We start from the raw sequence: 22,764 nt of genomic DNA, 5'->3' as shown, positions 1-22,764 counted from the left end.
GCGCCTGCTTCGTCAGCCGCGCCGCTCCAGGACCTCGGTGAAGAAGTCCAGGTGTGCCTTCGCCACCACCGGCCACGAGAAGCGGGTGACGGCGCGCTCTCGGCCCCGTGTGGCCAGTTCTTCTCTGCGCTGGGGACTCTCCAACAGGTTGGCGATCGCCTGCGTCCAGGCGGACACGGACGCCTCCGGCAGCACGATGCCCGCGTCGTCCATGGTGCGCGGGACTTCGCCCGAGTCACTGCCGAGCACGGGCACGCCACACGCGAAGCCCTCCGCCAACATGCGGCCGAACTGCTCCCGCCATTGGCGCGTCGTCTGACTGGGGGCGCACAGCATGTCCATGGCGTTGAGCGCGCGTGGCACGCCTGAGTGGGGCACGCCGGTGAGGACTCGCACCGATTGGGGGTGCCGGGCCGCCCAGTCACGCAACGCACCTTCCATCGGGCCACCGCCCACGAAGAGCGCGCGCCACGGGGTGTCGAGCGCGTCGAGCGCAGCCATCAGCAGGGGCACGCCCTTCTCCGGGACGAAGCGGCCGAGAAACCCCACCACGGGTGGGCCTGAGGTCTCCCACCCGAGCTCGCGCCGCAAGGACTCGCCCGCGGCGCGATCCGGTTGGAACAGGTCCGCGTCCACGCCCATGGGAATGGCGCGCGCGGGACGCTCCGCATAGCCGGGACGGGTGAGGAGGTTGTCCCTCACGGTTTCACCCCAGGCCACCCAGCCGGAAGCGCGCTGGACGACGAAGCGCTCCGCCTGGGCAAAGGGCGGCGGGTAACGCTTGGACAGGTTCTGCGCGGTGCTGAAGACGAGCGGGATGCGACGCGGTGTGAGCAATGCCAGCTCCAGGCCGGCCAGCACATAGGGCTCTTCCCACACGTGCACCAGGTCCGCGCCGCGCGCGAGGTGAGCACGCACCTCCGGACCGTAGAGGAAGGTGTGGAGCGAGCGGCTGAAGAAGGCGCGCACGCCTTCCGTCCTGGCCGGCTCGTCCGCTTCGAGTCGCAGGGCGAGCGGGCTCAGGTCGCCGTGGAAGAAGCGGGGTGCCACCGTGGTGACATCCCATGCACCCGCGCCCACGCGCACCATCTCGTTGGCGAGGCGCCGGTTGAGGCCGACGACGTAGGAGTGGGAGAGGGTGATGAGCCGGCGTGACTGCTTCAAGGGATGGGGGCTCCACGGCTTTCAAATGGGGGACTGCTCCGCACGAGCGTGCGGTAGAGGGTGAGCACCTCGCTCGCGTAGCGTTCGCGCGAGAAGCTCGCCGCCGCGGTGAGTCGCGCGGCCGTGCCCAGCCGGGCTCGCAGGGCTGCATCCTCCAACAGCGTTCGCATCGCCTGGACCAACGCGTGCACATTGCCCGGCGGTATCAGCAGCGCGTCCGTGCCATTCGTGAGTGCCTCCGCCGCGCCGCTCGCGCTGGAGACGATGGCGGGCCGCCCGCAGGCGAGCGCCTCCGCGATGGTGAGGCCAAAGGGCTCCCGGCGGGTGCTGGCGTGAACGAAGACGTCCAGGGCCCGGTACACGGAGGCTGGATGGGACTGGAAGGGCACCAGGCCCACGCGCTCCGCCAGGCCTCGTGAGGTGATGAGCCGGCGCAGTTCCTCCTCGGAGAACTGCGAGCCGGGCGTCTGATACAGCGGCGCGCCCACCAGGTAGAAACGCACGGGCAGGGCGGGGTACAGGCGCGTCAGCGTTGCCGCGGCTTCGAGGAAGACGTCCTGGCCTTTCCATCGGGCATAGGTGGCCACCAGTCCCACGCGGAGCGTGCCCTCGGGGGCTTCGGGTAGACCGGCCAGCCGGTCCAGTTGTGCGCCGTCCGCGGGGCCGGGGGAGAAGTGCGTGGTGTCCACGCCGTTGTAGACGACGTGCACGGGCACTCGGAACAGCACCTCGCGCGTGTCGTCGCCCACCGCCCGTGAGTTGGCGATGGCCGCCGATGCGAGGGGCGACAGCAGCCTCAGCGCGCGGCGGACCAGGGGCCGTTCGCCCAGGAAGTCGTGGATGTGCCACACCCGCTTCAAGGGCAGGCCCGCGGTGGCGGCGCTGAGCAGGTGCGTCTTGATGCCGTTGGAATGCACCAGGTCGGGGCTGATGTCGGCGACGTCCCGGCGGAGCGCGCGTCCATGGTCCACCAGCAGTCCGGATGTGGGCGCCAGCCGACGGGCGAAGCGCAGCGCTTCCAGTGGACCGTGGCCTCGCAATGCGGAGTCGCCCAGCGTGGACAGGTGCTCTGGCAATGGCAGCAGCCGCGCATCCACGCCCAACGCGCGCGCTTCGTCGAGCAGCGGCCCCGCCGTTCCCGCCAGCAGGTGGAGCGACAGCGTTGAGTCCTGCTGCTTCAGGCACGCCATCAAATCGAGGAGCGCGCGCTCGGCTCCACCAAGGATGCCCACGGGATTGAGGAAGAGGAGGCGCACGGCGGGTGGACCGAAGCAAACACCTCTCCCCGGGTCAAGGCACGTTGCTGGGGCTTGCGGCACTGACAACGCCGCCGCGCACTGTGTTCGCGCGATGACCCTGGGCGTGTCCGTATCGCCAAGGGCGAGCGGAACGCTCCGGGTGGGGCGAAGCCTGCCGACCTCACGGCGTGGAGGCACCGAGCAGCCGCAGGTAGGCGTCCAGCACCGTACGTGCATGCGCGGCCCAGGTGAAGCGCGAGGCGCGGGTCAGCCGTACCTCGCGCGAGGGCTGTGCGTCATGGCCGGCGAGCAGCGCGGCCACGGACTCCACCCACGCCGGCACGTCCCCCACGGGGCAGTAAGTGCAGGCTGCTGCTCCGACCTCCCGAAGCACGGGCAGGTCGCTGGCCACCACGGGGGCACCACAGGCCATCGCCTCGATGACGGGGAGCCCAAAGCCCTCCGCCTCGCTCGTCACCAGCACGGCCGTCGCGCGTCGATAGAGGCCCGCCAGCGTGGCCCGCTCCTGCCGAGGAGGCTGAAGCAACGCATCGCCAATACCCAACGCCTCCACCTGCGCGCGCTGTGTGCCGTTCAGTGCGCCGCCCTGCTGCACCAACCGAAGCTCCGGGTAGCGCGCGCGAAGCGCGGCGAACACGGCGAAGAGCACGTCCAGCCGTTTGCGAGGAATCGCGCTGCCGACGTGGAGCAGGTAGGGCCGGCCCCCCAGCGGTGCGAGCACGGCTTCGCTGGCATCGGGCGTTCCGGGCGTGGGCTCCGGGCGGTATTCGGGGGACACGCCATACGGCGCCCAGACGAGCCGCGACTCCGGCACCACGCCATGCGCGAGCAGCTCCATGCGCACCGCCTGGGTGCTGTGGAACACGAGGGCCGCGCGCTCCAGTCCCGCGAGCTGGGCACGGGCCATGGCGCGGAACCACGCAGGACGCGGCTCGCGCCGAGGCTCCAGCACGGAGCGGAACGCATCCAGGTCATGGCAATAGACACCGGTGCGCGACGCGGGCAACGCGTGGACGAGCTGCGCGTAGGTGTGGTCCACCACGTGGAAGGCGTCGTGCCGCCCCCGGGCGAGCAGCGCACGGCTCGGGTAGAGGCCGAAGCGGGTGAGGAGCCGGTCCGCGTTGAACGCCGCGTTGCGCGCGCCTGCCCGGGGAAGCCGCCGCAGCACCGCGGGCATGTCTGGCCGCACGGCCGTCGCGTGGACCTCGGAGGGATGCTCGGCAAGTCCCGCCAGGAGGGCCTCGCCCACCAGGTCCATGCTGGGCCAGCCCTCCTCGCGCGGGTCCATCAGCAGCGCCAGCCGGGCCGCGGGTGTCGCGTGGCGGGGCGTCATGTCGGGCCGGCGCGCAGCAGCGCTTCCACCGTGCGCTCCAGCGCGAAGTGCTCGCGGTAGATTCGGGCCGCGTGCTGGCCCAGCTCCCGCCGCGTGTCCGCGCTCGACAGCAAGCCCTCGGCGCACTCCACCAACGCGGCGGGCGCCGTGCCTTCGGCCAAGGCGACGGCGCCGTGTTCGCGCCACAGCGGTTCCGTGAGGTGCCCGGTGTTCGTGACGACAGGAAGCCCCAGGGCCAGGCCCGCCATGACCGTGGTGCGCCTCGTGCTCACGCCGTCCGGATAGGGCTGCAGGAGCACGTCACACGTCGTCAGATGCACCGCGATGTCGTCCAGCGCGAGCGAGTCCCTGACCACGAGCCGGCCTCGCAGCTCGGGGTGGCGCGTCTCCACGCCTTCGACGAAGGCGCGGCTGCCTCTGCCCAGCATCAACGCCCGGCGCGTTCCCTCACCGCGCAGCAACGGCACCAGCGCGGCCTCCAGGGGCTCAGCGGTGAGGCGTCCGAAGGTGCCGAAGTGTCCCAGCCAGGGCCCCTCACCCAACTCCGCGCGGAGCGCGTCCCCGGCGGCAGGGGAGACATCGACGGGCAGATTGCTGGGAACCGGCAGCCAGGCCGCATGGGGCCGGACGCGAGCGGGCAGGTGCTCCGCCCACTGGGGAATGGAGACGAACACGCGGTTGGCGGCGCTCGCCACCAGGCGCACCATCAGCCGCGTGGTGCCGGCCAGGATGTGGTGGCGCCAGGGGCCGCGCGGGCTCCACGGATGTACCGCCTCGTGGATGTAGACCCAGCGCGCGTCGTGCCGCCGCGCGGCGAACCACGCGCAGAAGGGGACGTTCATCGCCCTCAACCCCAGGGCATGGGGAACGTACTGGAGCAGCAGGCGCCGGGGCCCCGGGCACGCATCCAGCCCGCGTGACAGGCCGGGCAGTCCCCTGGGCGTCAGGAGGTCGGGGGCGCGGTGCACGGTGACGCCGTCCTCGTCGCGGACACCGCCTTCACCGGGAGCCCAGACGTGGACCTCCTGCCCGGCACGGGCGAGCGCGCGGCTCAGTTGCCGGGTGTAGTCACCGACGCCGCCGGGCCGCGGCGGGTACTCGCCGGTGAGGACATGCCAGGCGGGAGCGGTGCGCGAAGGAGGCATGGCGCGGCGTCAGGACACTTCCATGTCGCGGATGGCGAGGAGCTGGAAGGCGTGACGGGGCCAGCGCGTGGCGAAGGGCTCGGTGAGGATGGACAGGCGGCTGCCCAGCCGGAAGGGCCGGATGCGCGGCAGGGCGTAGTCACCGCGCAGGGGCTTCCAGCCGCTCATGCCGGTGACGTGGTAGCCGCGCAGCTCGAAGTCGTAGACCTCCCAGCCGGAGCGGTGCACCTGGTGGACGTTGTTGTCCCACTCGTCCTGGGGGAGGAAGCCATTGGGCGTGAAGATGATGACGCGCTTGCGCGCCAGCGACTCCATCATCTCCAGCAGCCGGAATCCGTCTGGCTTGTCGAAGTGCTCGATGACGTCCAGCGCGACGACGGCGTCGAAGCTCTTCGGACCGAAGCGCTGGCCCGCTTCCATCAGGTCCATGCAGTGGTACTCGCGGTGGATGCCCGCGGCCCGGCTGCGCTCGATGCTGGTGGGGTGGCCATCCACGCCCACCGTGTGCGGGAGCAGGTTCGAGAAGCTGTGGAGCGGCGAGCGCGAGCCACAGCCGATGTCCAGCACGCTGTCACAGATGCCGACCAGCGCCTCCTTCAGCGTGCGGTGGAGCACCTCGTGCTCGCCCACGAGGACTTCGCGCTTCAGGAACTGGAAGATGTTTCCACCGGGACGCATTGTGGGCGGACCGTAGCCCCGGCGCTTCGGGAAGGGCAACCCTGGCGCGGTGTCCAGGCAGGCGAGCGGGGCATCCCGCCGTGCGGGGAACGCGCGTTGCTTGTAGGCCCTGCGCGCTGTCGCTAGCATTTCCGTTCCCGCGCGTTCCCGCGCGCTGGCCCTGCCCAGGACACCCGGAGCGGGCCGCTCCGCACCATGAACGCGACCCCAGCGCCTGAAGCCACCGCCGTCGAAGTCAAGGCGCGCGCCCTGAAGGGCATGTTCGTCCTGGCGGCGCGGACCGTGGCGTCCCAGGGGCTGCGCGTGGTGAGCGCGCTGTTCCTGTCCCGGCTGCTCTTCCCGTCGGACTACGGCCTGTTCGGAATCGTGTCCTACGCGGCCTCCCTGGGCGTGTTCCTGGGGGACCTGGGCCTGAGCGCGGCGCTGGTCCGTCAGCCGCACGAGCCCACGCGGGATGAGACCTTCACCATCTTCTGGTGCCACCAGGCGCTCACCGCCGTCGTGGTGGCCTCCGTCTGTCTGCTGGCCCCCCAGTTGACGCGGGGCTATGCGCTGGGCGACGGCGCGGTGCCCATGGTGTGGGCGCTGGCGCTGGGCCTGTTCCTGTCCTCGCTGCGCGTGATTCCGTTGATGGCGCTGGAGCGCCAGCTGGCCTTCCCCGTCATCGCCCGCGCCGAGTTGATTGAAAACGTGGTGCAGGTCATCACCACCATCTCCCTGGCGGCGCTGGGCTTCGGGGCCTGGGCGCTGGCGCTGGGCGGCCTGGTGCGTGGCGGGGTGGGGCTGGTGTGCATCTGGTGGGCATCCCCCTGGCGTCCCCAGGGGCGCTTCCGCGTGGACGTGTTGCGGCGGCTCCTGGGCTTCGGGCTGGCGTTCCAGCTTCCGCCCCTGGTGGCGGCGATGGTGGCGGGCTGGGTGCCGCTGGTGGTGGGGCACCTGTTGGGCAAGGAGGCGGTGGGGCTGGTCAACTGGGCCTGGGCGCTGGCCTCCACGCCGATGATGCTGAGCGTGGTGCTCAACCGCGTGGCCTTCCCCGCCTACTGCCGGTTGCAGGATGACCCGGAGGGCTTCGCCGAGTACCTGCGCACGTCGCTGCGCCGGCTGTCCTCGGTGTTGCTGCTCGCCATTCCCCTGGCGGTGCTGGCCGTCCCCGTGGCGGTGCCCCTCTTCTTCGGCACGCGGTGGCTGCCCGCGGTGGTGCTGGTGCAGTGGTTCAGCATGGAGTGCATCCTCACCACCCTGGTGGGGCTGCTGGCCACGGCGCAGAACGCGGGCGGCAGGCCCTGGGAGCGGCTGGCCGTCGTCGTGGGCGTGGGTGCGGCGAAGTGGGGGCTGGGGACGTGGGCCATCCAACGCTTCGGCCTGGAGGGCATGGGCCCCGCGGGCGTGGTGGTGGGACTGGCCGAGGTGTGGGTGACGGCGTGGCTGGTGGAGCGGCTCAACCCGTCGATGCGAGGGCTGGTGCGGCAGGTGGTGGAGCCCTTCATCACCCTGGGGCTGGTGCTGCTGGGGGCGTGTCTGGCGGCGCCGCGGCTGGTGGAGGAGGGTGTGGTGGCGCAGGCGCTGGTGGGCGCGGGGCTGTTCGCCATCCTGGTGTGGGCCCGTGAGCGCCTGCCGGGAACGCTGCCACTCCTGGGCGAGCTGAGGCAGATTCTCGAATTCATCCGGGCACGGAGGGCCGCGAGGCCAGCTCCGGTGAGCCCGGCGTCGACGTGAGCAGACATGCGGAGGTCCCGATGAAGAAGCCCGACCTGGTCATCTCCATCGTCAATCACAGCAATCCGGAGTTGCTGCACGACTGTCTGCGCACGCTGTATGCGACGACGCGCGACAGCTCCTTCGAGGTCTGGATTGTCGACAACGCCACGGACGGGCGAGGCGTGGACGCCATGCGGCGCGACTTCCCCCAGGTGCGCTGGCTCTTCAACACGGAGCGCAAGGGCTTCTCCGCCAACCACAACCAAGTGCTGCGCCAGGCCCGGGGCCGTCACTTCTGTATCTTCAATGACGACACCATCGTCCACGAGGGCGCCTTCGACGCGCTGGTGCGCTTCATGGATGACAACCCGCGCGTGGGCATGGCGGGCGCGCGGCTGTTGAACGCGGACGGCACCATCCAGAACTGCACCTTCCGCCCCATGTCGCTGGCCGGGCAGCTCTTCGACATCGTCTTCCTGCCGCGTCCCCTCCACTTCCTCAAGGCGATGGCCATCGACCCGGCGCAGTACGGCCACGACGAGGCCCGCGTGAGCTGGGTGCTGGGCGCCTGCATCGTGGTGCGCGAGGAGGCGCTCGCGGAGGTGGGCCTGCTCGACGAGCAGATGTCCCCGCTGGGCAACACCGAGGACACCGACTGGTGCGTGCGGGCCTGGAAGGCGGGCTGGGAGGTGGCCTTCTGCCCGGAGGCGGTGATTACGCACCTGACCAGCCGCTCGTTCCGTCCGTCCGACACCGGGGCGGACAAGGTGCGCATCGAGCTGTGGCGCACGCGCCTGGCGTACTTCCGAAAGCACCACGGCCGGCTGCACGAGACAGCCATGCGGGCCATCCTGGTGGGGACGTTGCCGTACAACTCAGCGGTGCTGACGCAGACGCTGCTGCGCGGGCGCATGAGCCTGCCGGAGTACCGCAAGCAACTGGCCACCTTCCTGGGCATCTCGCAGATGGGCCTGCGCGCCCGCGTGTGACATGCCGTTCTTCTCCGTCATCATCCCCACGTACAACCGGGCCCGGCTGCTGGAGGCGGCGCTCGCGTCCGTGTTCGCGCAGGAGGAGCGTGACTTCGAGGTGCTCGTCGTGGATGACGGCTCCACCGACGACACGTTGGAGACGCTGGCCCGCTACGGCGAACAGGTGCGCGTGCTCAGCCAGCGCAACGCGGGCCCTGGCACCGCGCGCAACCTGGGCATCCAGGAGGCCCGGGGCACCTACGTGGCCTTCCTGGACAGTGACGACGTGTGGTTCCCCTGGACGCTGGCCACGTACCGGCAGGTGCTCGAGGCGGAAGGGACGTCGCTGGTGCTGGGCACGGCGGCGCTGTTCTCCCGGGCCGAAACCCTGGCGACGGTGAGCCGCGAGCCGCTCCAGGTGCTGCGCTTCGCGGACTACCTGGCCAGCGCGGAGGACCGGACGCCGCGCACCGCGTGCGTGCTGGCGGTGCGCACGGAGGCGCTGCGGCGCGTGGGGGGCTTCACCCCGCTGCGCATCAGTGGCGAGGACTACGACCTGCTGTACCGGCTGGGCACGGACCCGGGCTTCGCCTGGGTGCGCGCGCCCGTGGTGGTGGGCTACCGGCAGCACGTGGGCTCCACGTCCACGTCACTGGAGTCCGGCTACCGGGGCACGCGGTATCTCCTGGAGCAGGAGCGCCTGGGGCGCTACCCGGGAGGCACGGCCCGCAGGCGTGAGCGGCTGGAGATGCTGCTCTACAGCTTGCGCCACGTGACGCACTGGTTGTTGTCCCAGCGCCGCGTGGACCTGGCGCTGGACTTGTACCGGCGCGGCCTGCCGCTCCACCTGGAGGCGCCGCGCTGGCGCTACGTGCTGGGCTTCCCGCCGTGGGCGCTGGCCACCACCTTGCGCCAGCGCGTGGCGGGCCGCTGACGGTGCGGGGCTTCAGCGTCCGCCGCCCAGCAACCCGCCCAGCATCCCCCCAAGGCCGCCACCGCCGGGCGTGTTGCCACCACCGCCCGCGCCGGCCAGCAGCGGCACCACGGAGAGGATGCGGCCCACGAGCGCGGGGTCCAGGCGCGACTTGAGGAAGTTCAGCAGCAGGGGCGCCACCAGGGACGCCTTGCTCGCGTCGATGTTGAAGCGGCCCAGCAGGGACACCACGGCGGCCACATCACTGGCCTGCCCCGCGGCGCCACCCAGCGCGCTCAGCATGCCGCCCGCGCCGCCCTCCTGGCCGGACATGAGGCCGCCCAGCGCGCCCATCAGCCCGCCCCCCTCATCCGGCGCCGTCTGGGGCGCGGACGTGGCGCTGGGGGCCTGCTGCCAGGTCTCCATCTCCGGAATGGCCTGACCCATCTGGTTCGCGGCGTCGGGGCCCAGCTTCTCCTGCACCGTGCCCTGCACCCGCTTCAGCAGCGAGCCCGCCAGCCCCTGGGCCTGCGTTCCATTCACTCCGAGCTGCTGAGAGAGCTGTCCGATGAGGTCCATCCCTTGCCCCTTTCCTGTCGCGCGTCCGTGTGGAGCGCCTTTCTAGCGGGCCCCGCGAGGCGCCGTGGAAGCGTTGGTGGGGAATCGTTGCTCACGGACAGGCCGGGCGGCACGCGGGCCGGCCGCTCCCTTGCCTCCCCGTCGCCTTCACCCGGTCCGTGGCGGACTGCGCATCTTCGCTGGGGAGGCGTGTCATGCGGGAGGCGAACGCGGTGGGCTCGCGAGGGAAGGCTGCGGAGCGCGACACCCTGGAGTGCTGGGGCGGCGTCGACCTGGGCGGGACGAAAATCGAGGCCGTGGTGGTGGACCGCGCCGGCACCGTCCTGGGGAAGATGCGCCAGCCCACGCCCGCCGACGGCGAGCCCGGCGACGTGGTGCGCGCCATCCACGACGCCTTGGAGGGCGCGGCGCACGCGGCGGGCCTGACGTCCCGTCAGCTCCTGGGGGTGGGCGTGGGCGCGCCCGGCGCGGTGAACGCCAACGAGGGCACGCTGGGACATGTCAGCAACGTGGGCCAGGGCTGGAGCACGCCCTACCCGGTGGCGGGGGACCTGGGCGCGCGGGTGGGCCGGCCCGTGGTGCTGGGCAACGACGTCCAGGTGGCGGTGGCGGCGGAGTACCGGCTGGGCGCGGGCCGCGCATATCGCTCCCTGCTGGGCGTCTGGTGGGGAACAGGCGTGGGCGGTGGGCTGGTGCTGGACGGAGTGCCCTGGCGAGGCCGGGGCGCGGCGGGCGAGGTGGGCCACATGGTGGTGAAGCCGGGCGGGGCCCGTTGTGGTTGTGGCCGGCGCGGCTGCCTGGAGGCCTACGCGGGCCGCGCGTCCATGGAGCGCCGTGCGCACAAGGCCGTGCGCCAGGGCGAGACGACGATTCTCTTCGACTTGATGCGGAAGAAGGGGCGCACCCGGTTGACCAGCAGCCTCTGGGCCCGGGCGCTGGCGCAGGAGGACGCACTGGCCACGTGGCTCATCGGCCGCGCGGTGCGGATGCTGGGCGTGGGGCTCGCCTCCGCCATCAACCTGCTGGACGTGGAGGCAGTCGTCCTGGGCGGAGGCCTGGGCACGCGGCTGGGGCCTGAATTCGCCGGCCGCATCCACGAGGCCATGCGCCCCCACATCTTCGTCCCCGAGCGCCAGCCGCCCGTGCGCGTCGCGGAACTGGGAGAACTTTCCGGTGCCATTGGCGCCGCGCTGCTGGCCCAGCCACCCATGACGTGAGCCTGGGGACACAGGGCATGGGGCGCTCCGCTGGACGCCCTCCCGCACGCAGTGTGGTAGACGACAGAACCCCGACCCCAGGCGCATGGAACGCCCGGGGGCCTGTCAGGTAGTCTCCGCGCCCTCCCGCTCCCTGGTCGGCTCCTGGAGGCACTTGTCGTTGGCACGTCGCGCACGGATTCCCAAGACCTTGTTCTTCCAGCGGCCCCCCTCCAACCTGTGGCCGTTGGTGGGCGTCATCCTGGCCTCGGCGGTGCTCGTCGGGGCCATGGAGCTGACCATTGCCGTCTTCTCGTCCGCGGGCCTGGAGGGCATCACCCAGCGCAACGTCTACTCCATGCTCCTCAGCGTGGGAGTCATCTCCGCGGTGACGAGCCTGCTGTGGGCGGTGACGAACCGGGTGGGAATCTCGGGGGCCCTGGTGGCGGCGGCGATGCTCTTCACCGTCACCCTGCACATCCGGAAGGTGCAGCTCATCGACCGGCCACTGATGCCCTGGGACTTCCTGGAGTGGCGGCAGGTGACGTCGCTGGCGCCCACGCTGCTGCCCGGCGGCGGCGCGGTGGCGGCCATCGGCTCGTGTCTGCTGTTGGTGGCCATGCTCGCCGTCATGTGGCGCGCGGTGGCGCGCGGCACGCCCCGGTACCCGTTGCCCAAGGCCGGACGCCGCAACCTGGCGCTGGCGGCGGTGGCCTACCTGCTGGTCATCATCTTCCAGCAGCACCTGCCCGTGCGGCGCGTCTTCAACCGCTTCGGCATCTACGACCAGGTGTGGGACCAGCGCTCCAACTTCCAGATGAACGGGCTCACGCTGATGATGCTCTGGAACTGGGAGGGGCTGCGGCTGGAGCCGGGCAGTGAGTACTCCCAGGCGCAGGTGCACGCGGCCCTGGGTGTCCCTCCGGGCGTGGTGCCCGCCGCGCCCCAGGAGCCCGTGGACGTCGTCGTCTTCATGGCCGAATCGCTCTGGGACCCGACGCGGCTGGGCATCCCCTTCAGCGAGGACCCGCTGCCCTTCGTGCGGTCGCTCATGGGGAGCCACAGCTCGGGCAACCTCATCAGCCCGGCCTTCGGTGGCGGCACGGCCAACGCGGAGTTCGAGCTCCTGACGGGCATGTCCTCGTCGTTCGCCCCGGACGGCGCGTTTCCCTACCAACACTATGTGATGCGGCCCGTGGACGCGCTGCCGTCGCTGTTCCGCCGCGCGGGCTACCAGACGGTGGCCATCCACCCGTTCCACGCGTTCTATTGGAGCCGCGACGTGGTGTACCCGTTGCTGGGCTTCGACACGTTCCAGTCGCTCACGGACTTCACTTCCCCCCGGCTCGAAGGGCCCTGGGTGTCGGACGAGGAGGTCGTCGACCACATCCTCCACGAGCTCTCCGACGAGCGTCAGCCGCGGTTCATCATGGCCGTGACGATGTCCACCCACGGGCCCTACAACCTTCCGCTCACCGGCGAGGAGCGGATCGAGGTGCAGGGCGAGAAGCTCTCGCCGGACAACCGGCTGCTCTTGAAGAACTACGTGCACAAGCTGCGGCAGATGGACTCGGCCGTGGAGCGGCTGGTGCGCAGGCTGGAGGCGCGCAAACGCAAGACGCTGCTGGTGCTCTTCGGGGACCACCTGCCGATGCTGGGCTCGGACTACGCGACCTATCGCGAGGCTGGCTACTTCCAGGAGCCCTGGACGGACGCGCAGCGCGAGCGCATGGCGGAGGTCCCCGTCGTCCTCTGGACGAACTTCCCCGTGCCCCGGCAGGACATCCACCTGAGCATCAGCATGCTCACCCCGCGCATCCTCGAGACGGCGGGGCTGCGGCCTCCGGGCTTCTTCGCCTTCGTCTCCGAATTGTCCAAGGTGCTGCCCGTGGTCCGGGGAGACCTGCTGCGCAACGCCTCCGGCGAATACCTGCCCGCGGGCGACAAGGTCCCCAAGGCCCAGGAGCCGGGCTCGTGGGAGGACTGGATGCGGCGCTACCGCCTGCTCACGTATGACCGGCTGGCGGGCGACAACTTCAGTGCGGCCCAGCCGGCCGGGACGGCGTCTTCGGAACCGCTGTGACGGAGGCCGCCAGACGCCTCACCCACGCGGGGAGCCTGTCCTTGCGCCGCAAGGCGGGCTGCTCCACCCACCGCCACGACAGCGCCGCCAGCAGCAGCACACAGGGGAATGCCACCGCCGCGTTCACCCACCACGCCGTGGGCCCGCCCAGCAGGGTGCTGACGGCCTGCTGCACGGGGAAGGCGTAGAGGTAGACGCCGTAGGACAGGTCGCCCCGGCGCCCGAAGTCCGCCAGCGCCCCCATGGGCCGGAAGGCGAGGTACAGCACGACGTATCCGCCCAGCAGGCCGGTGGCGATGCGGCAGCCGTATCCGAGCCGGGCCGTGATGAGCCACCCCACCACGCACGCCGCCGCCACCCAGGGGCTCATGCGCACGTGTTCGCGCCACTGGTACAGCGCCACGCCGCCGCCGAAGTACAGGTACAGCTCCGGCCAGAAGCCCAGCCGTCCGGTGACGAAGGTGGCCACCGCCGCGCCGACGAGGCCGAAGATGACCATGCCCTTGCGCAAGAGGCCCGTCAGGCCCAGGCCCAGCGTCAGCAGGTAGAAGCCGACCTCGTACTTCAGCGTCCACAGCGAGCCGTTGACGGCGTGGGGATAGGCGTTCGCCTCGAAGACGCCCGGCAGGTGCCACTGGGGCCAGTTCAGGGCGAAGTTGCCCAGCAGGTACAGGGCCGTGTCCGGGGCCGTGAAGTAGTCGCCCAGGGACAGCCGGGTGAAGGCCGGCCCCAGCACCCCCACCGTCAGCAGCAGCATGGCCCCCAGCCCGGGGAAGATGCGCAGCACCCGGGCCCAGATGAAGCGCGCCGCATCGGGCGTCCGCTCCCAGCTCCGGGTGATGAGCACGCCGCTGATGATGAGGAACACCGCGACGCCCAGCCGTCCCAGGGAGAACTGTCCCCGGGTGAAGGACTCCAGCGGCTCCACTGTCCCCTTGCCCTCGCCCAGGGGGAAGGCATGGCTGAGCAATACGCACGACGCCGCGGCGAAGCGCAGGAAGTCCAGGTTGTTGCGGCGCGAGTCGAGGCTCGCCTGCAACGTGGGAGCGGAATGCAGGGACATGGGGGCGGGAAACGGTGGCATTCTGGCCCACGCCGCACACCCCTGGAAAGCAGGCAGGAGAGGGTCGCTCCGTTCCCATGCGCGTCTTGCTTGGCATCCACCATCCGTTGAACGCGAACATGGGGGCGCCGGGGGTGACGCTCGCGCTGGGGCAGGCGCTGGCGGCGCGGGGCTGCCAGGTGGACTACTTCAGCTACGACGACGCCTATCCCGGCCTGCGGCACCACACGACGCTGCACGAGCTGCGGTTCCCCTGGATGCTCACCGCGCACCTGCTGCGGGCCGCGAGCCGGTATGACGTGCTGGACATCACCACCGGGGATGCGTGGCCCTGGATGCGCTTGGGCCGTCCGGGGGCGCGGGCCCGCCATGCCCTGGTGACGCGCAGCCACGGCCTGGAGCACACCTTCTCCGAACGGCTGCGCGCCGACGCGCGTGCGGGGCACCTGTCGCTGAGCTGGAAGTACCCGCTGTACCATGGCGGCTATCGCCTCTGGGAGGTGCGCCAGACCCTGCTGCGCGCGGACCATGCGGTGCTGCTCAACACGCAGGATGCCGCCTACGCGACGGAGCGGCTGGGCGTGCCCGCGCGTCAGTTGAGTGTCATTCCCCATGGGCTGGATGTGGCCTTCCAGGGGCTGCCTTCGCCCACGCCTTCCGCGCCCGGTGCGCCGCTGCGGGTGGCGTGTGTGGGGAGCTGGCTGGCGCTCAAGGGGCGCGCGGAGATGGTGGCCGTCGCCACCCACCTGTATGCCGAAGGTGTGTCCTTCACGCTGACGTTGTACGGCACGGGCAACCCGGAGGCGGAGGTGCTGGCGGCGTTTCCCGCTGGGGCGCGCGAGCACGTGCGCGTGGTGCCTCGTTATCCACGCGCCGAGCTGCCGCGCCTGCTGCGGGACGAAGAGGTGCTGTTCTTCCCCAGCCATTCGGAGGGCTTCGGGATGGCGCTGGTGGAGTCGATGGCCAGCGGGCTCACGCCGGTGTCGACGCCGGTGGGCGTGGCGCCCCAGGTCGTGCGTGACGGCGAGACGGGGTGGTTGGTACCGATGGGAGACGTCGCCGCGCAGGTGGCGGCGCTGCGCTCGCTGGCGGAGGATCGCGCTCGCCTGCTCCGGTTGCGTGAAGCCGCGCAGGTCGCGGTTCGGGACATGACGTGGCGGGACATCGCCGAGCGCACGTCAATCCTTTACGAGTCGCTTCTCCGCTCGCCGCGGACCGTCTAGAAAGGGCGCTTGCCTGGTCGGACTGCGGGCGGACGCAAGCGCCCATTGCTTTACAAACCTATCGTACTCCCGCGTGCATTGACGCGTGGAGCCGCCGGCCGCCACGATGCGCGGACGGTGCACGCCCCATGATTACGCTTCTGGTCGCCTTCTTCGTCTCGCTGCTGGTGGCACTGGCGCTGACGCGGCTGGTGCGCGACCGGGCCCTGGCGTGGGGATGGCTGGACCAGGCGAATTCCAGCCGGAAGGTCCATGTCCGGCCGATTCCCCGGCTGGGTGGGGTGGGCATCGTCGGTGGATTCTTCGCGCCGCTGTGCGCGTTGTTCCTGGTGGACTCTGGCGTGGGGTACCACTTCCGCTCCCACACGGAGCTGGTGGCGGGCCTGTTCCTGGGCGGCGCGGCGATTGTGGCGCTGGGCCTCTACGACGACCTGCGGGGCGCGGGCGCCCGTCTGAAGTTCGCTGTCCAGTTCACGGTGGCGTTCGGCTTGTATGCCATGGGGTTCCGCATCGACGTCATCGCCAACCCGTTCGGCCCGGAGTTGGTGTTGGGCGCGTTGAGTCTGCCTTTCACCGTGTTGTGGGTGGTGGGCGTGGTCAACGCGCTCAACCTCATCGACGGCCTGGATGGGCTCGCGGGCGGCGTGGCCTTCTTCGGCGTCGGCACCAACTTCATCCTCGCGCTGTCGCGAGGCGACGTGTTGCTGTCATTGCTGATGGCGGCGCTGGCGGGCGCCATCCTTGGGTTCCTGGTGTTCAACTTCAACCCGGCCTCCATCTTCATGGGGGACACCGGGAGCATGTTCCTGGGCTTCGTGCTGGCCGCGGTGTCCATCAAGACGAGCACCAAGAGCGGCACGGCGGTGGCCATGCTGGTGCCGGTGATGGCGCTGGGGCTGCCCATCATGGACACGCTGCTGGCCATGGTGCGGCGCTCGTTGCAAGGGCGGCCGATGTTCAGCGCCGACCGGGAGCACATCCATCACCGGCTGATGAGCCACCTGGTGCTCAGCCACCGCGCCACGGTGCTGGTGCTGTATGGCCTGTGCGGCCTCTTCATGCTGGTGGCGCTGGCGCTGAGCTTCGCCAGCAGCGCGCAGAGCGCCATGCTGCTGTGTGGCATGGGCGTGCTCATCGTGTTGCTGATGCGGCGGCTGGGCTACCTGGACCTGGGCCGCGCCAGGGACATGCGCCAGGTCCGTCAGCGCAACCTCTGGCTGCGGACCATGGTGAAGGACGTCACCCGCGCGGTGCGCGCGTCGCCTTCGCTGGAGGCGGTGTGGAACGCGGTGCGCCCGCTGGCGGATGCCCTGGGCCTGTCGCGCCAGGAGCTGCACTTCCAGCGCGCCCGTCCCACGGGGCTCGCGGACAACGTCGTCTTTGAAGCCCAGCGGCCCGCGGGCTCGGGGATGCCGTTCGAGGTCCGCATCACCCTCGAGGCTGACGGCGAGGTGCTGGGCGCGATGCTGCTGGTGTGGCGGGATGGCCGGGCCGCCATCAACCGCGATGAGGAGCTGGCGCTGGAGCAGGTGGCGGACGCGGTGGCGGAGAGCGCCGGGCGGCTCCGGCCCCGGGCCGACGCCGAGCCCGGACGCCTGGTCGCGATGAGGAAGTGATGCCAGACGGGCGAGCGCCGTCTCGCGCCAGTCCGGGGGGGGCGATGTCCCCGGGGGCAAGCGCGCTCCATGCGTTGCTGAGGGCGTGGCCGGACGCCCCGGTGCGCGCCGCTCCGGAGGGCGCGGAGGCGGACGGACTGGTCCACACGGCGGTGGGGCACGGCCTGGTGGGCTTCGTGGCGCACGCGGTGGAACGGGCGGGCTGGGTGCTGCCCGAGCCCGCGAGTGCGTCCCTGCGCCGGGAAGCGTTGGGGAACGCGGCGCGGGCGCTGCGCGTGAAGACACTGCTGCTGCGAAGCCTGGACGCACTGGCGACGGTGGGGCAGGTGCCGGTGCTGCTCAAGGGGTACGGGCTGGCGCTGCGGCTGTATCCGGACCCGTTGCAGCGAGCCACCACGGACGTGGACCTGCTGGTGGCGCGCGCGGATGTGGGCGCCGCGGCCCAGGCGCTAGCCCGCGTGGGGCTCTCGGTGCGGCGGGGCGACGGCGCCCGGCACGGGGAAGAGGACTCTCACCACTTGGAGCTGGCGGGGCCGGCGGGGCTGGTGGAGCTGCACTACCGCGCGCTCGCGGGATGGGGCGAGGCGCTGGAGGGCGACGCGCTGCTGGCACGGGCGGAGACGGGCGCGGTGGATGGCCGGGCGGTGCGGTGGCTGCGGCCCGAGGACGAGGCCGTCTACCTGGCGCTGCACGCGAGCAACCACGCGTTGCAGCGGTTGGCATGGCTCTTCGACTTGAAGCTGCTGGCGCTGGCGGACACGCGGCTGGACTGGCGGGTGGTGGTGGAGCGGGCACGCGGCACGGCCTTCCCACATGCGGCCTGGTATGCGTGGGACGTGGCGCGGCGGCTCCTGGCGGCGCCGGTGCCGGACGAGGTGCTGGCGGCGCTGGCTCCGCCTCGCTGGCAGCAAGTGCTCGCACGGCGCTTTTTCTCCGACGCGCGGCTGCTGGGGGCGTCACTGCTGGATGGCCGGACCGGGTGGATGGCGGCGAAGCTGCTGCTGGCGCCACGGATGGGCTCCGTGGCGCGGTATGGCGTCCGGCGAGCCCGGAACGCCGTGCGGGCGAGGCTGCGCCGTCCGGGCTGAGCTGGGGGCGTGGCATGCCTCTGCCGCAGCCAGCCAGCCAGCACTCCCACCGCCAGCGCGCCAGGCAGCGTCTTCATGCGAACCTGCCTCATGAAGGAGCGGCCACATCTCCCGCCGTGCGACTCGGTCCGTGGGCCACGGTCATTTGGGCGGATGCCGCCGCGGGAGCCAGAACGCGTTCAGAGGGCTTCTTGGCTTCGTTTCGTAGAGGCTTGAATTTGCTTGGGTTTTTCAGGGCCCGGCCGCCGTGTCGATTTTCTGGGGGCCGTGTCGATCCGCGTTCGGCTGATTCGTCGCCATTTCAGAACGGGGCGGTGCCCCCCCAACCGAAAGGACGATGCGATGAAGGTCATGGTGCTTGTGAAGGCGACGAAGAACTCCGAGGCCGGTGTGATGCCCAGCGAGAAGCTGTTCGCGGACATGGGCAAGTTCAATGAGGAGCTGATGAAGGCCGGGGTGCTGCTCGACGGAGACGGCCTCAAGCCGAGCAGTGCAGGCAAGCGCATCCGGTTCTCGAACGGCACCAAGCGAGTCATCGACGGTCCCTTCGCCGAGACGAAGGAACTCGTGGCTGGCTATTGGGTCTGGCAGGTGAAGTCGATGGAGGAGGCGATGGAGTGGGCGCGCCGTTGCCCGGACCCGATGCCCGGAGAGGAGTCGGACCTGGAGATCCGCCCCTTCTACGAGTTGGACGATTTGGGCGCCGAGTTCACGCCGGAGCTGCGCGCCCAAGAGGAGAAGCTGCGCGCCGAGCTGGACCAGCGTCGCGGCGCCTGATGCGCGGGGCGGAAGCGGGGCGGTGGAGCGACGCCGCTCCACGCCCCTGCTTCGCTCACCTCACGGGCACAGCGGGCTGCCGCCCAGGCCCGGCGAGCAGCCCAGGCCCACGCAGTACTTCGGCCCGCTGTCGTTCACCTGCTGGCCGGCCGAATCGCGCGGCACCTCCACCGTGCAGCGTCCGTCGGCCCGGTTCCCGGACGGGTCCTCCACCACGTAGTGCACCGTGTAGACGCGGCCATCCCCGGCGTCGTCGCGCTCTGCGCGCAGCTGGACGGAGGTGGCATTCACCCGCACGTCGATGTCGTCGCACGTGGCGCCGTCGCAGATGCCCGCGACGTCCTCGGACTCATCCGACGTCACCCGGACGATGCGGCCGTACCGCTCCAACGACAGGTCCCCCATGCACGCGTCCTTCGCGGGCGCCGCGCACTCGGCCAGCGTCACCGTGCGGTACTGGTGGTCCGCCGGCCACAGCCGCTTGCCCAGGGACGCGCCGGGCACGGGCGCCCGCGTGTCCCGCACCGTCACGGAGAAGGCGCAGCCGCACGCGTTGCCGGAGCCATCCACCGCGTTGCAGTCCACCACCGAGCGCCCCAGCGGGAACCGGGAGCCATCCGGCGGCGTGCACGTCACCGACACCGGCCCGCAGTTGTCCTCCGCCCGAGCGGTGTAGGTCGCCTCCGCGCCGCCCGCCACGCACTCCAGCACCTGCGGCGCCGGGCAGAGGATGGACGGCAGCGTCGTGTCCACCACCTTCACCGTGGCCTGGCACACCGCGCTGTCCTCACCGTCGTGGGCCGTCAGCGTCACGGCATGTCGCCCCAGGCCGAAGGGCCCGGGCGCCGTCTGCGTCAGCGTGAAGGGGCCCGGCAGTCCGTCCGGGTCATGGCTGCCGTGGTCCACGTTGGCCGACGCGCGGCACTGCGCGTCCGCCTCCACGACGACGTCCCGGCACAGCGCCACCGGAGGCTCGTTGGGCGCGCACGCCAGCTTCAGCTGCGCCGACGCGACGTTGTTGTCCTCGCGGCACTCCAGCTCACGTCCCTTGCCGGTGCCGTCGTCATCCACCACCGCGTAGACCAGCACCCAGCCACTCTCCGGGGTGTTGAGCGCCAGCTCCACGGACGTCTCCGCGCCCGCCTCCAGCGTGTGCGCCACGGTGGCCACGCCCAGGAGCGTACCGCCTTCACCCACCGCGTCCTGGTAGAAGGCCACCTGGACCCCCGCCGAGGCCGCCGAGTCCCCCTGGTTGCGCACCCGCGCGCCGAGCATCACCGCCCCCTCGCCCGTGCACGTGGCCGTCACCTGCCCGACGGCGAGGTCCGGCGCCGCGAAGGGCCGCACGGTGCCCGTGCCCTGGCTGTTGGTGCGGAAGGTGTTGAGCCCCGGCGCCAGCCAGTTGCTCACCGGACGCGCGGGCAGGGTGCCGTCGTCATTCACGTTGGTGACGGAGTAGGCGTGCTGGTTCCAGATGCGCCGCGTGTTCACCCAGCCGTCCTTGCGGTCCCGGTACACGCGGATGCCCTGGAAGTCGCCGTAGCCGCAGGCCGTGTTCTGCGCGACGATGATTTCGGCGTTGCCATCACCGTCCACGTCCGCGACCACCGGATTCTCGTACGCGGTGCACGAGCTGTGCGGCGCCTCGAAGCGGACCTGGCCCGTCACTCCGTCGTAGATGCGCAGCGTGGTCTCGTCCGCGTAGACGACCTCGGCGCGGCCATCGCCCTCGAAGTCGAAGGTGGAGGAACCGGTGCGGTTGGAGCTGTGGTCCTGCGTGGGGCTCAGCCACTTCACCGTGCCGTCAGGCTCGAACACGGCGTAGTGGGACGCGCCCGCCACGCCAATCTCCGGCTGCCCGTCCCCGTCGAAGTCCGCGATGTTCGGTGGTCCACCCACGCCGCCGCCCAGGTGCTGCACGGTCCACTTCACCTGGCAGTTCGCGTCCATCAAGGACACGTGGCCATCCCACACCACGACGACTTCGCCCTCGGGGCCCGCGTCGAAGTTGCCCACGCCCGCGAGCCCGTGGCCCAGCTCCGCCGCCTTGCACTTGAGCGCGCCGTCATGCCGGTAGATGGCGCGGCCATTCACCACCTCCTGGAGCCCGTCCCCGTCCAGGTCCACCGCGAACGCCAGCGGTCCGGTGTCGTTGGCGGGACTGCCCACGCCGTCACTCCCCACCCACCGGAGCGTCCCGCTGCGGTCGTAGACGTGGTTGCCGGCGATGATTTCCACCGACCCGTCCCCATCCAGGTCGGCCAGGGACACGCCGCCCCAGTCGAGCGGGGGCCCGTCCTCGCGGAACTTGAAGGCGCCGGTGTGCTCGAAACAGATGATGCCCTGGGCGCTCTCCGGCACGGTGCACAGCTCCACCTTGCCGTCGCCGTCGATGTCGCCCGCGGCGACGCTGGCCGAGCCTCGGGTGCGGTACGCCGGGTCCGTCACCGCCCACAGGTCCGAGCCGTCCGCGCCGCTGATGGCGCGCAGCACGCCGTTCGTCTTGAAGTTCCAGCCCTCGAAGCTGTTGAACACCACGTCGGGGACGCCATCCGCGTTGACGTCCACCACCACGGGCGTGGCCTGCACGTTGGTATGCGTGGGCATGAGGGGACTGGCCGTCCACGCCCACTCCACCTCGGGCTCGAAGTGGGGCTCGAAGGGCGGCCGCACCTCGCACCGGGCCTCCGACTCCACCGCCGTGGTGTTGTCGAATGCCGGAGGTTCCGCGGGGGTCGTGCCTGTGCACGCCACCCATCCGAGCGCTCCGAGCGTGAGCCAACGGCCCGGACGCCCGTCCGACCATCCCTGCTGCGACATGCCGCCTCCCAGAAAGCCTGCCCGGCCCGCGACGTACCGGGCGGCCCAGGTATTCACTCGGACCGGTTTGGGGACCCACCCTGGAAGGCCGCCCCGTGTCGGCTGTTCACCTCTTGGCGATCGGGCGTGACGCCATCCGGACGTTGCAGGCCATGCGTCCGGACCGTTAAAGGGGGCCCCATGTCCGCCGGTCTTCTCGACACCTTCCGAGTTCTCTCTTCGTTCGACCCGCCGCGTGGCGCGCTTCGGGGGGCGCCCTGGGATGAGTATGTGGACTGGGCCATCATGCAGGGCCTGGCGCCCCTGGCGGCCTACAACCTGGAGTACCGGCTGGGCGCGGGCAACGCGCCGGAGTGGGCGCGGGACAAGCTGCTCAGCATCTATCAGGGCTCCGTCAACGACAACGTGATGAAGCTCGTGAACTTCAAGCGCATCGTGGGCGCGCTGGAGGGACGCAAGCTGGTGCTGATGGGGGCCGCGTCCTTCGCGGACTCGCTCTATCCGCACGTGGGCTTCCGGCCCGTGCCGGAGCTGCAAATCCTGATGAAGCGCATGGACGTGGACGGCTTCTCTGGCTTCCTGTCCCACCACGAGTTCGCCCCAGAGCCCGACACGGAGAACAGCGGCGCCACGAAGGTGGTGTCCGACGGGCGCACGGTCATCCTGCTCTATTCGGACGTGCTGGGCCCCCAGCGCCGCGAACAGACGGCGGGCATCCTCGAGCGGGCGAAGCCCATGCGCGTGTATGGCTCCTCGCTCTACCGCCCGGAGCTGGAGGACGCGGTGCTGCTGGTGGCGCTGGAGCATGCGCGCCATGGGTACGCGGTGCCGTGGTTGTCCTTCATCGACCTGCGCGAGCTCGTCACCGGCGCGAAGTGGATGGGCGGCGTGTACTCGCGTCCGTTGGATGTGCCGGTGCTGCTGGCCCGGGCCGCGGAGTGGCGCCTGGAGCGGGCCCTCTACACGTCCCTGTCGATTGTCGCGCGCTTGTTCCCAGACGCCGCCGCGGACGCCACCGCCGCGCTGCCGCCGCTGCGCCGGGCGACGCGGGAGCTGCTGGAGCGGACGGTGGTGGGTCCTGTATGCACCCCCGGCCGGACCTCGGCCCTCAAGGGGATGGAGCGGGTTCGCCGCCTGCTCACGGGCCAGTAAGCCCGG

General features: G+C 71.0%; 18 protein-coding genes. 10 read left to right on the top strand and 8 right to left on the bottom strand.

Going from position 1 to position 22,764, the window contains the following annotated elements; genetic code table 11:
* Window positions 1-12 precede the first annotated feature (12 nt).
* The 5 genes from BLU09_RS03000 to BLU09_RS02980 all read right to left on the bottom strand — a co-directional run bounded on the left by BLU09_RS03000 (window position 13) and on the right by BLU09_RS02980 (window position 5,579).
* Entirely contained in the window at window positions 13-1,164 is a 1,152-nt protein-coding gene (locus BLU09_RS03000) for a glycosyltransferase family 4 protein (protein ID WP_090485119.1), read from the bottom strand.
* Window positions 1,161-2,420, bottom strand: coding sequence for a glycosyltransferase family 4 protein (locus tag BLU09_RS02995; protein WP_090485117.1), 1,260 nt, complete (start codon window positions 2,418-2,420; stop codon window positions 1,161-1,163). The genes BLU09_RS03000 and BLU09_RS02995 overlap by 4 nt, the downstream gene beginning before the upstream one ends.
* A 163-nt stretch (window positions 2,421-2,583) precedes the next feature.
* On the bottom strand, window positions 2,584-3,756 hold the full coding sequence (locus tag BLU09_RS02990; protein WP_090485115.1) for a glycosyltransferase: 1,173 nt from the start codon (window positions 3,754-3,756) through the stop codon (window positions 2,584-2,586).
* Window positions 3,753-4,901, bottom strand: a complete 1,149-nt coding sequence (locus BLU09_RS02985; RefSeq protein ID WP_090485113.1) for a glycosyltransferase family 4 protein — start codon at window positions 4,899-4,901, stop codon at window positions 3,753-3,755. The genes BLU09_RS02990 and BLU09_RS02985 overlap by 4 nt, the downstream gene beginning before the upstream one ends.
* Before the next feature lie 9 nt (window positions 4,902-4,910).
* Window positions 4,911-5,579, bottom strand: coding sequence for a class I SAM-dependent methyltransferase (locus BLU09_RS02980; protein ID WP_090485111.1), 669 nt, complete (start codon window positions 5,577-5,579; stop codon window positions 4,911-4,913).
* Between the two features lie 195 nt (window positions 5,580-5,774).
* Here BLU09_RS02980 and BLU09_RS39790 point away from each other — a divergent pair, with 195 nt between their 5' ends.
* From BLU09_RS39790 to BLU09_RS02965, 3 genes are read left to right on the top strand one after another with little or no spacing between them, the layout of a single operon-like run.
* Window positions 5,775-7,295, top strand: coding sequence for an oligosaccharide flippase family protein (locus BLU09_RS39790; RefSeq protein ID WP_090485109.1), 1,521 nt, complete (start codon window positions 5,775-5,777; stop codon window positions 7,293-7,295).
* Window positions 7,296-7,315: 20 nt separating this feature from the next.
* Window positions 7,316-8,266: a glycosyltransferase family 2 protein gene (locus BLU09_RS02970; protein WP_090485107.1), complete on the top strand. Its 951-nt coding sequence runs from the start codon at window positions 7,316-7,318 to the stop codon at window positions 8,264-8,266.
* Window position 8,267: 1 nt separating this feature from the next.
* Window positions 8,268-9,182 (top strand): glycosyltransferase family 2 protein, encoded by a 915-nt coding sequence (locus BLU09_RS02965; protein WP_090485105.1) that lies wholly within the window; start codon window positions 8,268-8,270, stop codon window positions 9,180-9,182.
* 12 nt (window positions 9,183-9,194) lie between these two features.
* Here the strand turns inward: BLU09_RS02965 and BLU09_RS02960 are convergent, their stop codons facing one another.
* Complete coding sequence (locus BLU09_RS02960) at window positions 9,195-9,740, bottom strand: DUF2780 domain-containing protein (RefSeq protein ID WP_090485103.1); 546 nt, start codon at window positions 9,738-9,740, stop codon at window positions 9,195-9,197.
* Window positions 9,741-9,934: 194 nt separating this feature from the next.
* Between BLU09_RS02960 and BLU09_RS02955 the strand changes: the two genes are divergently transcribed.
* Together BLU09_RS02955 and BLU09_RS02950 are read left to right on the top strand one after the other, a co-directional pair.
* Window positions 9,935-10,957: an ROK family protein gene (locus BLU09_RS02955; RefSeq protein WP_090485101.1), complete on the top strand. Its 1,023-nt coding sequence runs from the start codon at window positions 9,935-9,937 to the stop codon at window positions 10,955-10,957.
* Window positions 10,958-11,117: 160 nt separating this feature from the next.
* A complete protein-coding gene (locus BLU09_RS02950; RefSeq protein WP_186817671.1) occupies window positions 11,118-13,019 on the top strand; it encodes an LTA synthase family protein in 1,902 nt (633 codons plus the stop codon).
* Here BLU09_RS02950 and BLU09_RS02945 read toward each other — a convergent pair.
* On the bottom strand, window positions 12,973-14,103 hold the full coding sequence (locus BLU09_RS02945) for an acyltransferase family protein (protein ID WP_090485097.1): 1,131 nt from the start codon (window positions 14,101-14,103) through the stop codon (window positions 12,973-12,975). The genes BLU09_RS02950 and BLU09_RS02945 overlap by 47 nt on opposite strands.
* A 56-nt stretch (window positions 14,104-14,159) precedes the next feature.
* Here BLU09_RS02945 and BLU09_RS02940 point away from each other — a divergent pair, with 56 nt between their 5' ends.
* The 4 genes from BLU09_RS02940 to BLU09_RS02925 all read left to right on the top strand — a co-directional run bounded on the left by BLU09_RS02940 (window position 14,160) and on the right by BLU09_RS02925 (window position 18,786).
* Entirely contained in the window at window positions 14,160-15,305 is a 1,146-nt protein-coding gene (locus tag BLU09_RS02940) for a glycosyltransferase family 4 protein (RefSeq protein ID WP_090485095.1), read from the top strand.
* A 128-nt stretch (window positions 15,306-15,433) separates the two neighbouring features.
* Entirely contained in the window at window positions 15,434-16,921 is a 1,488-nt protein-coding gene (locus BLU09_RS02935; RefSeq protein WP_090485093.1) for an MraY family glycosyltransferase, read from the top strand.
* Between the two features lie 44 nt (window positions 16,922-16,965).
* Window positions 16,966-18,009 (top strand): nucleotidyltransferase family protein, encoded by a 1,044-nt coding sequence (locus BLU09_RS02930; RefSeq protein WP_261770647.1) that lies wholly within the window; start codon window positions 16,966-16,968, stop codon window positions 18,007-18,009.
* A 342-nt stretch (window positions 18,010-18,351) separates the two neighbouring features.
* The gene (locus BLU09_RS02925; RefSeq protein WP_090485091.1) at window positions 18,352-18,786 is read left to right on the top strand and encodes a YciI family protein; all 435 of its coding nucleotides are present in this window, start codon (window positions 18,352-18,354) and stop codon (window positions 18,784-18,786) included.
* 60 nt (window positions 18,787-18,846) lie between these two features.
* On the opposite strand, the gene BLU09_RS02920 is transcribed toward BLU09_RS02925, so the two are convergent.
* Window positions 18,847-21,606: an FG-GAP-like repeat-containing protein gene (locus BLU09_RS02920; protein WP_090485089.1), complete on the bottom strand. Its 2,760-nt coding sequence runs from the start codon at window positions 21,604-21,606 to the stop codon at window positions 18,847-18,849.
* Window positions 21,607-21,786: 180 nt separating this feature from the next.
* On the opposite strand from BLU09_RS02920, the gene BLU09_RS02915 reads away from it, so the two are divergent.
* On the top strand, window positions 21,787-22,758 hold the full coding sequence (locus BLU09_RS02915; RefSeq protein ID WP_186817672.1) for a nucleotidyltransferase family protein: 972 nt from the start codon (window positions 21,787-21,789) through the stop codon (window positions 22,756-22,758).
* Window positions 22,759-22,764 lie beyond the last annotated feature (6 nt).

The organism is Myxococcus virescens, from assembly GCF_900101905.1.
In the GTDB taxonomy this organism is placed as follows: Bacteria; Myxococcota; Myxococcia; order Myxococcales; family Myxococcaceae; genus Myxococcus; species Myxococcus virescens.
This window is presented reverse-complemented; position numbering and strand designations above follow the sequence as displayed.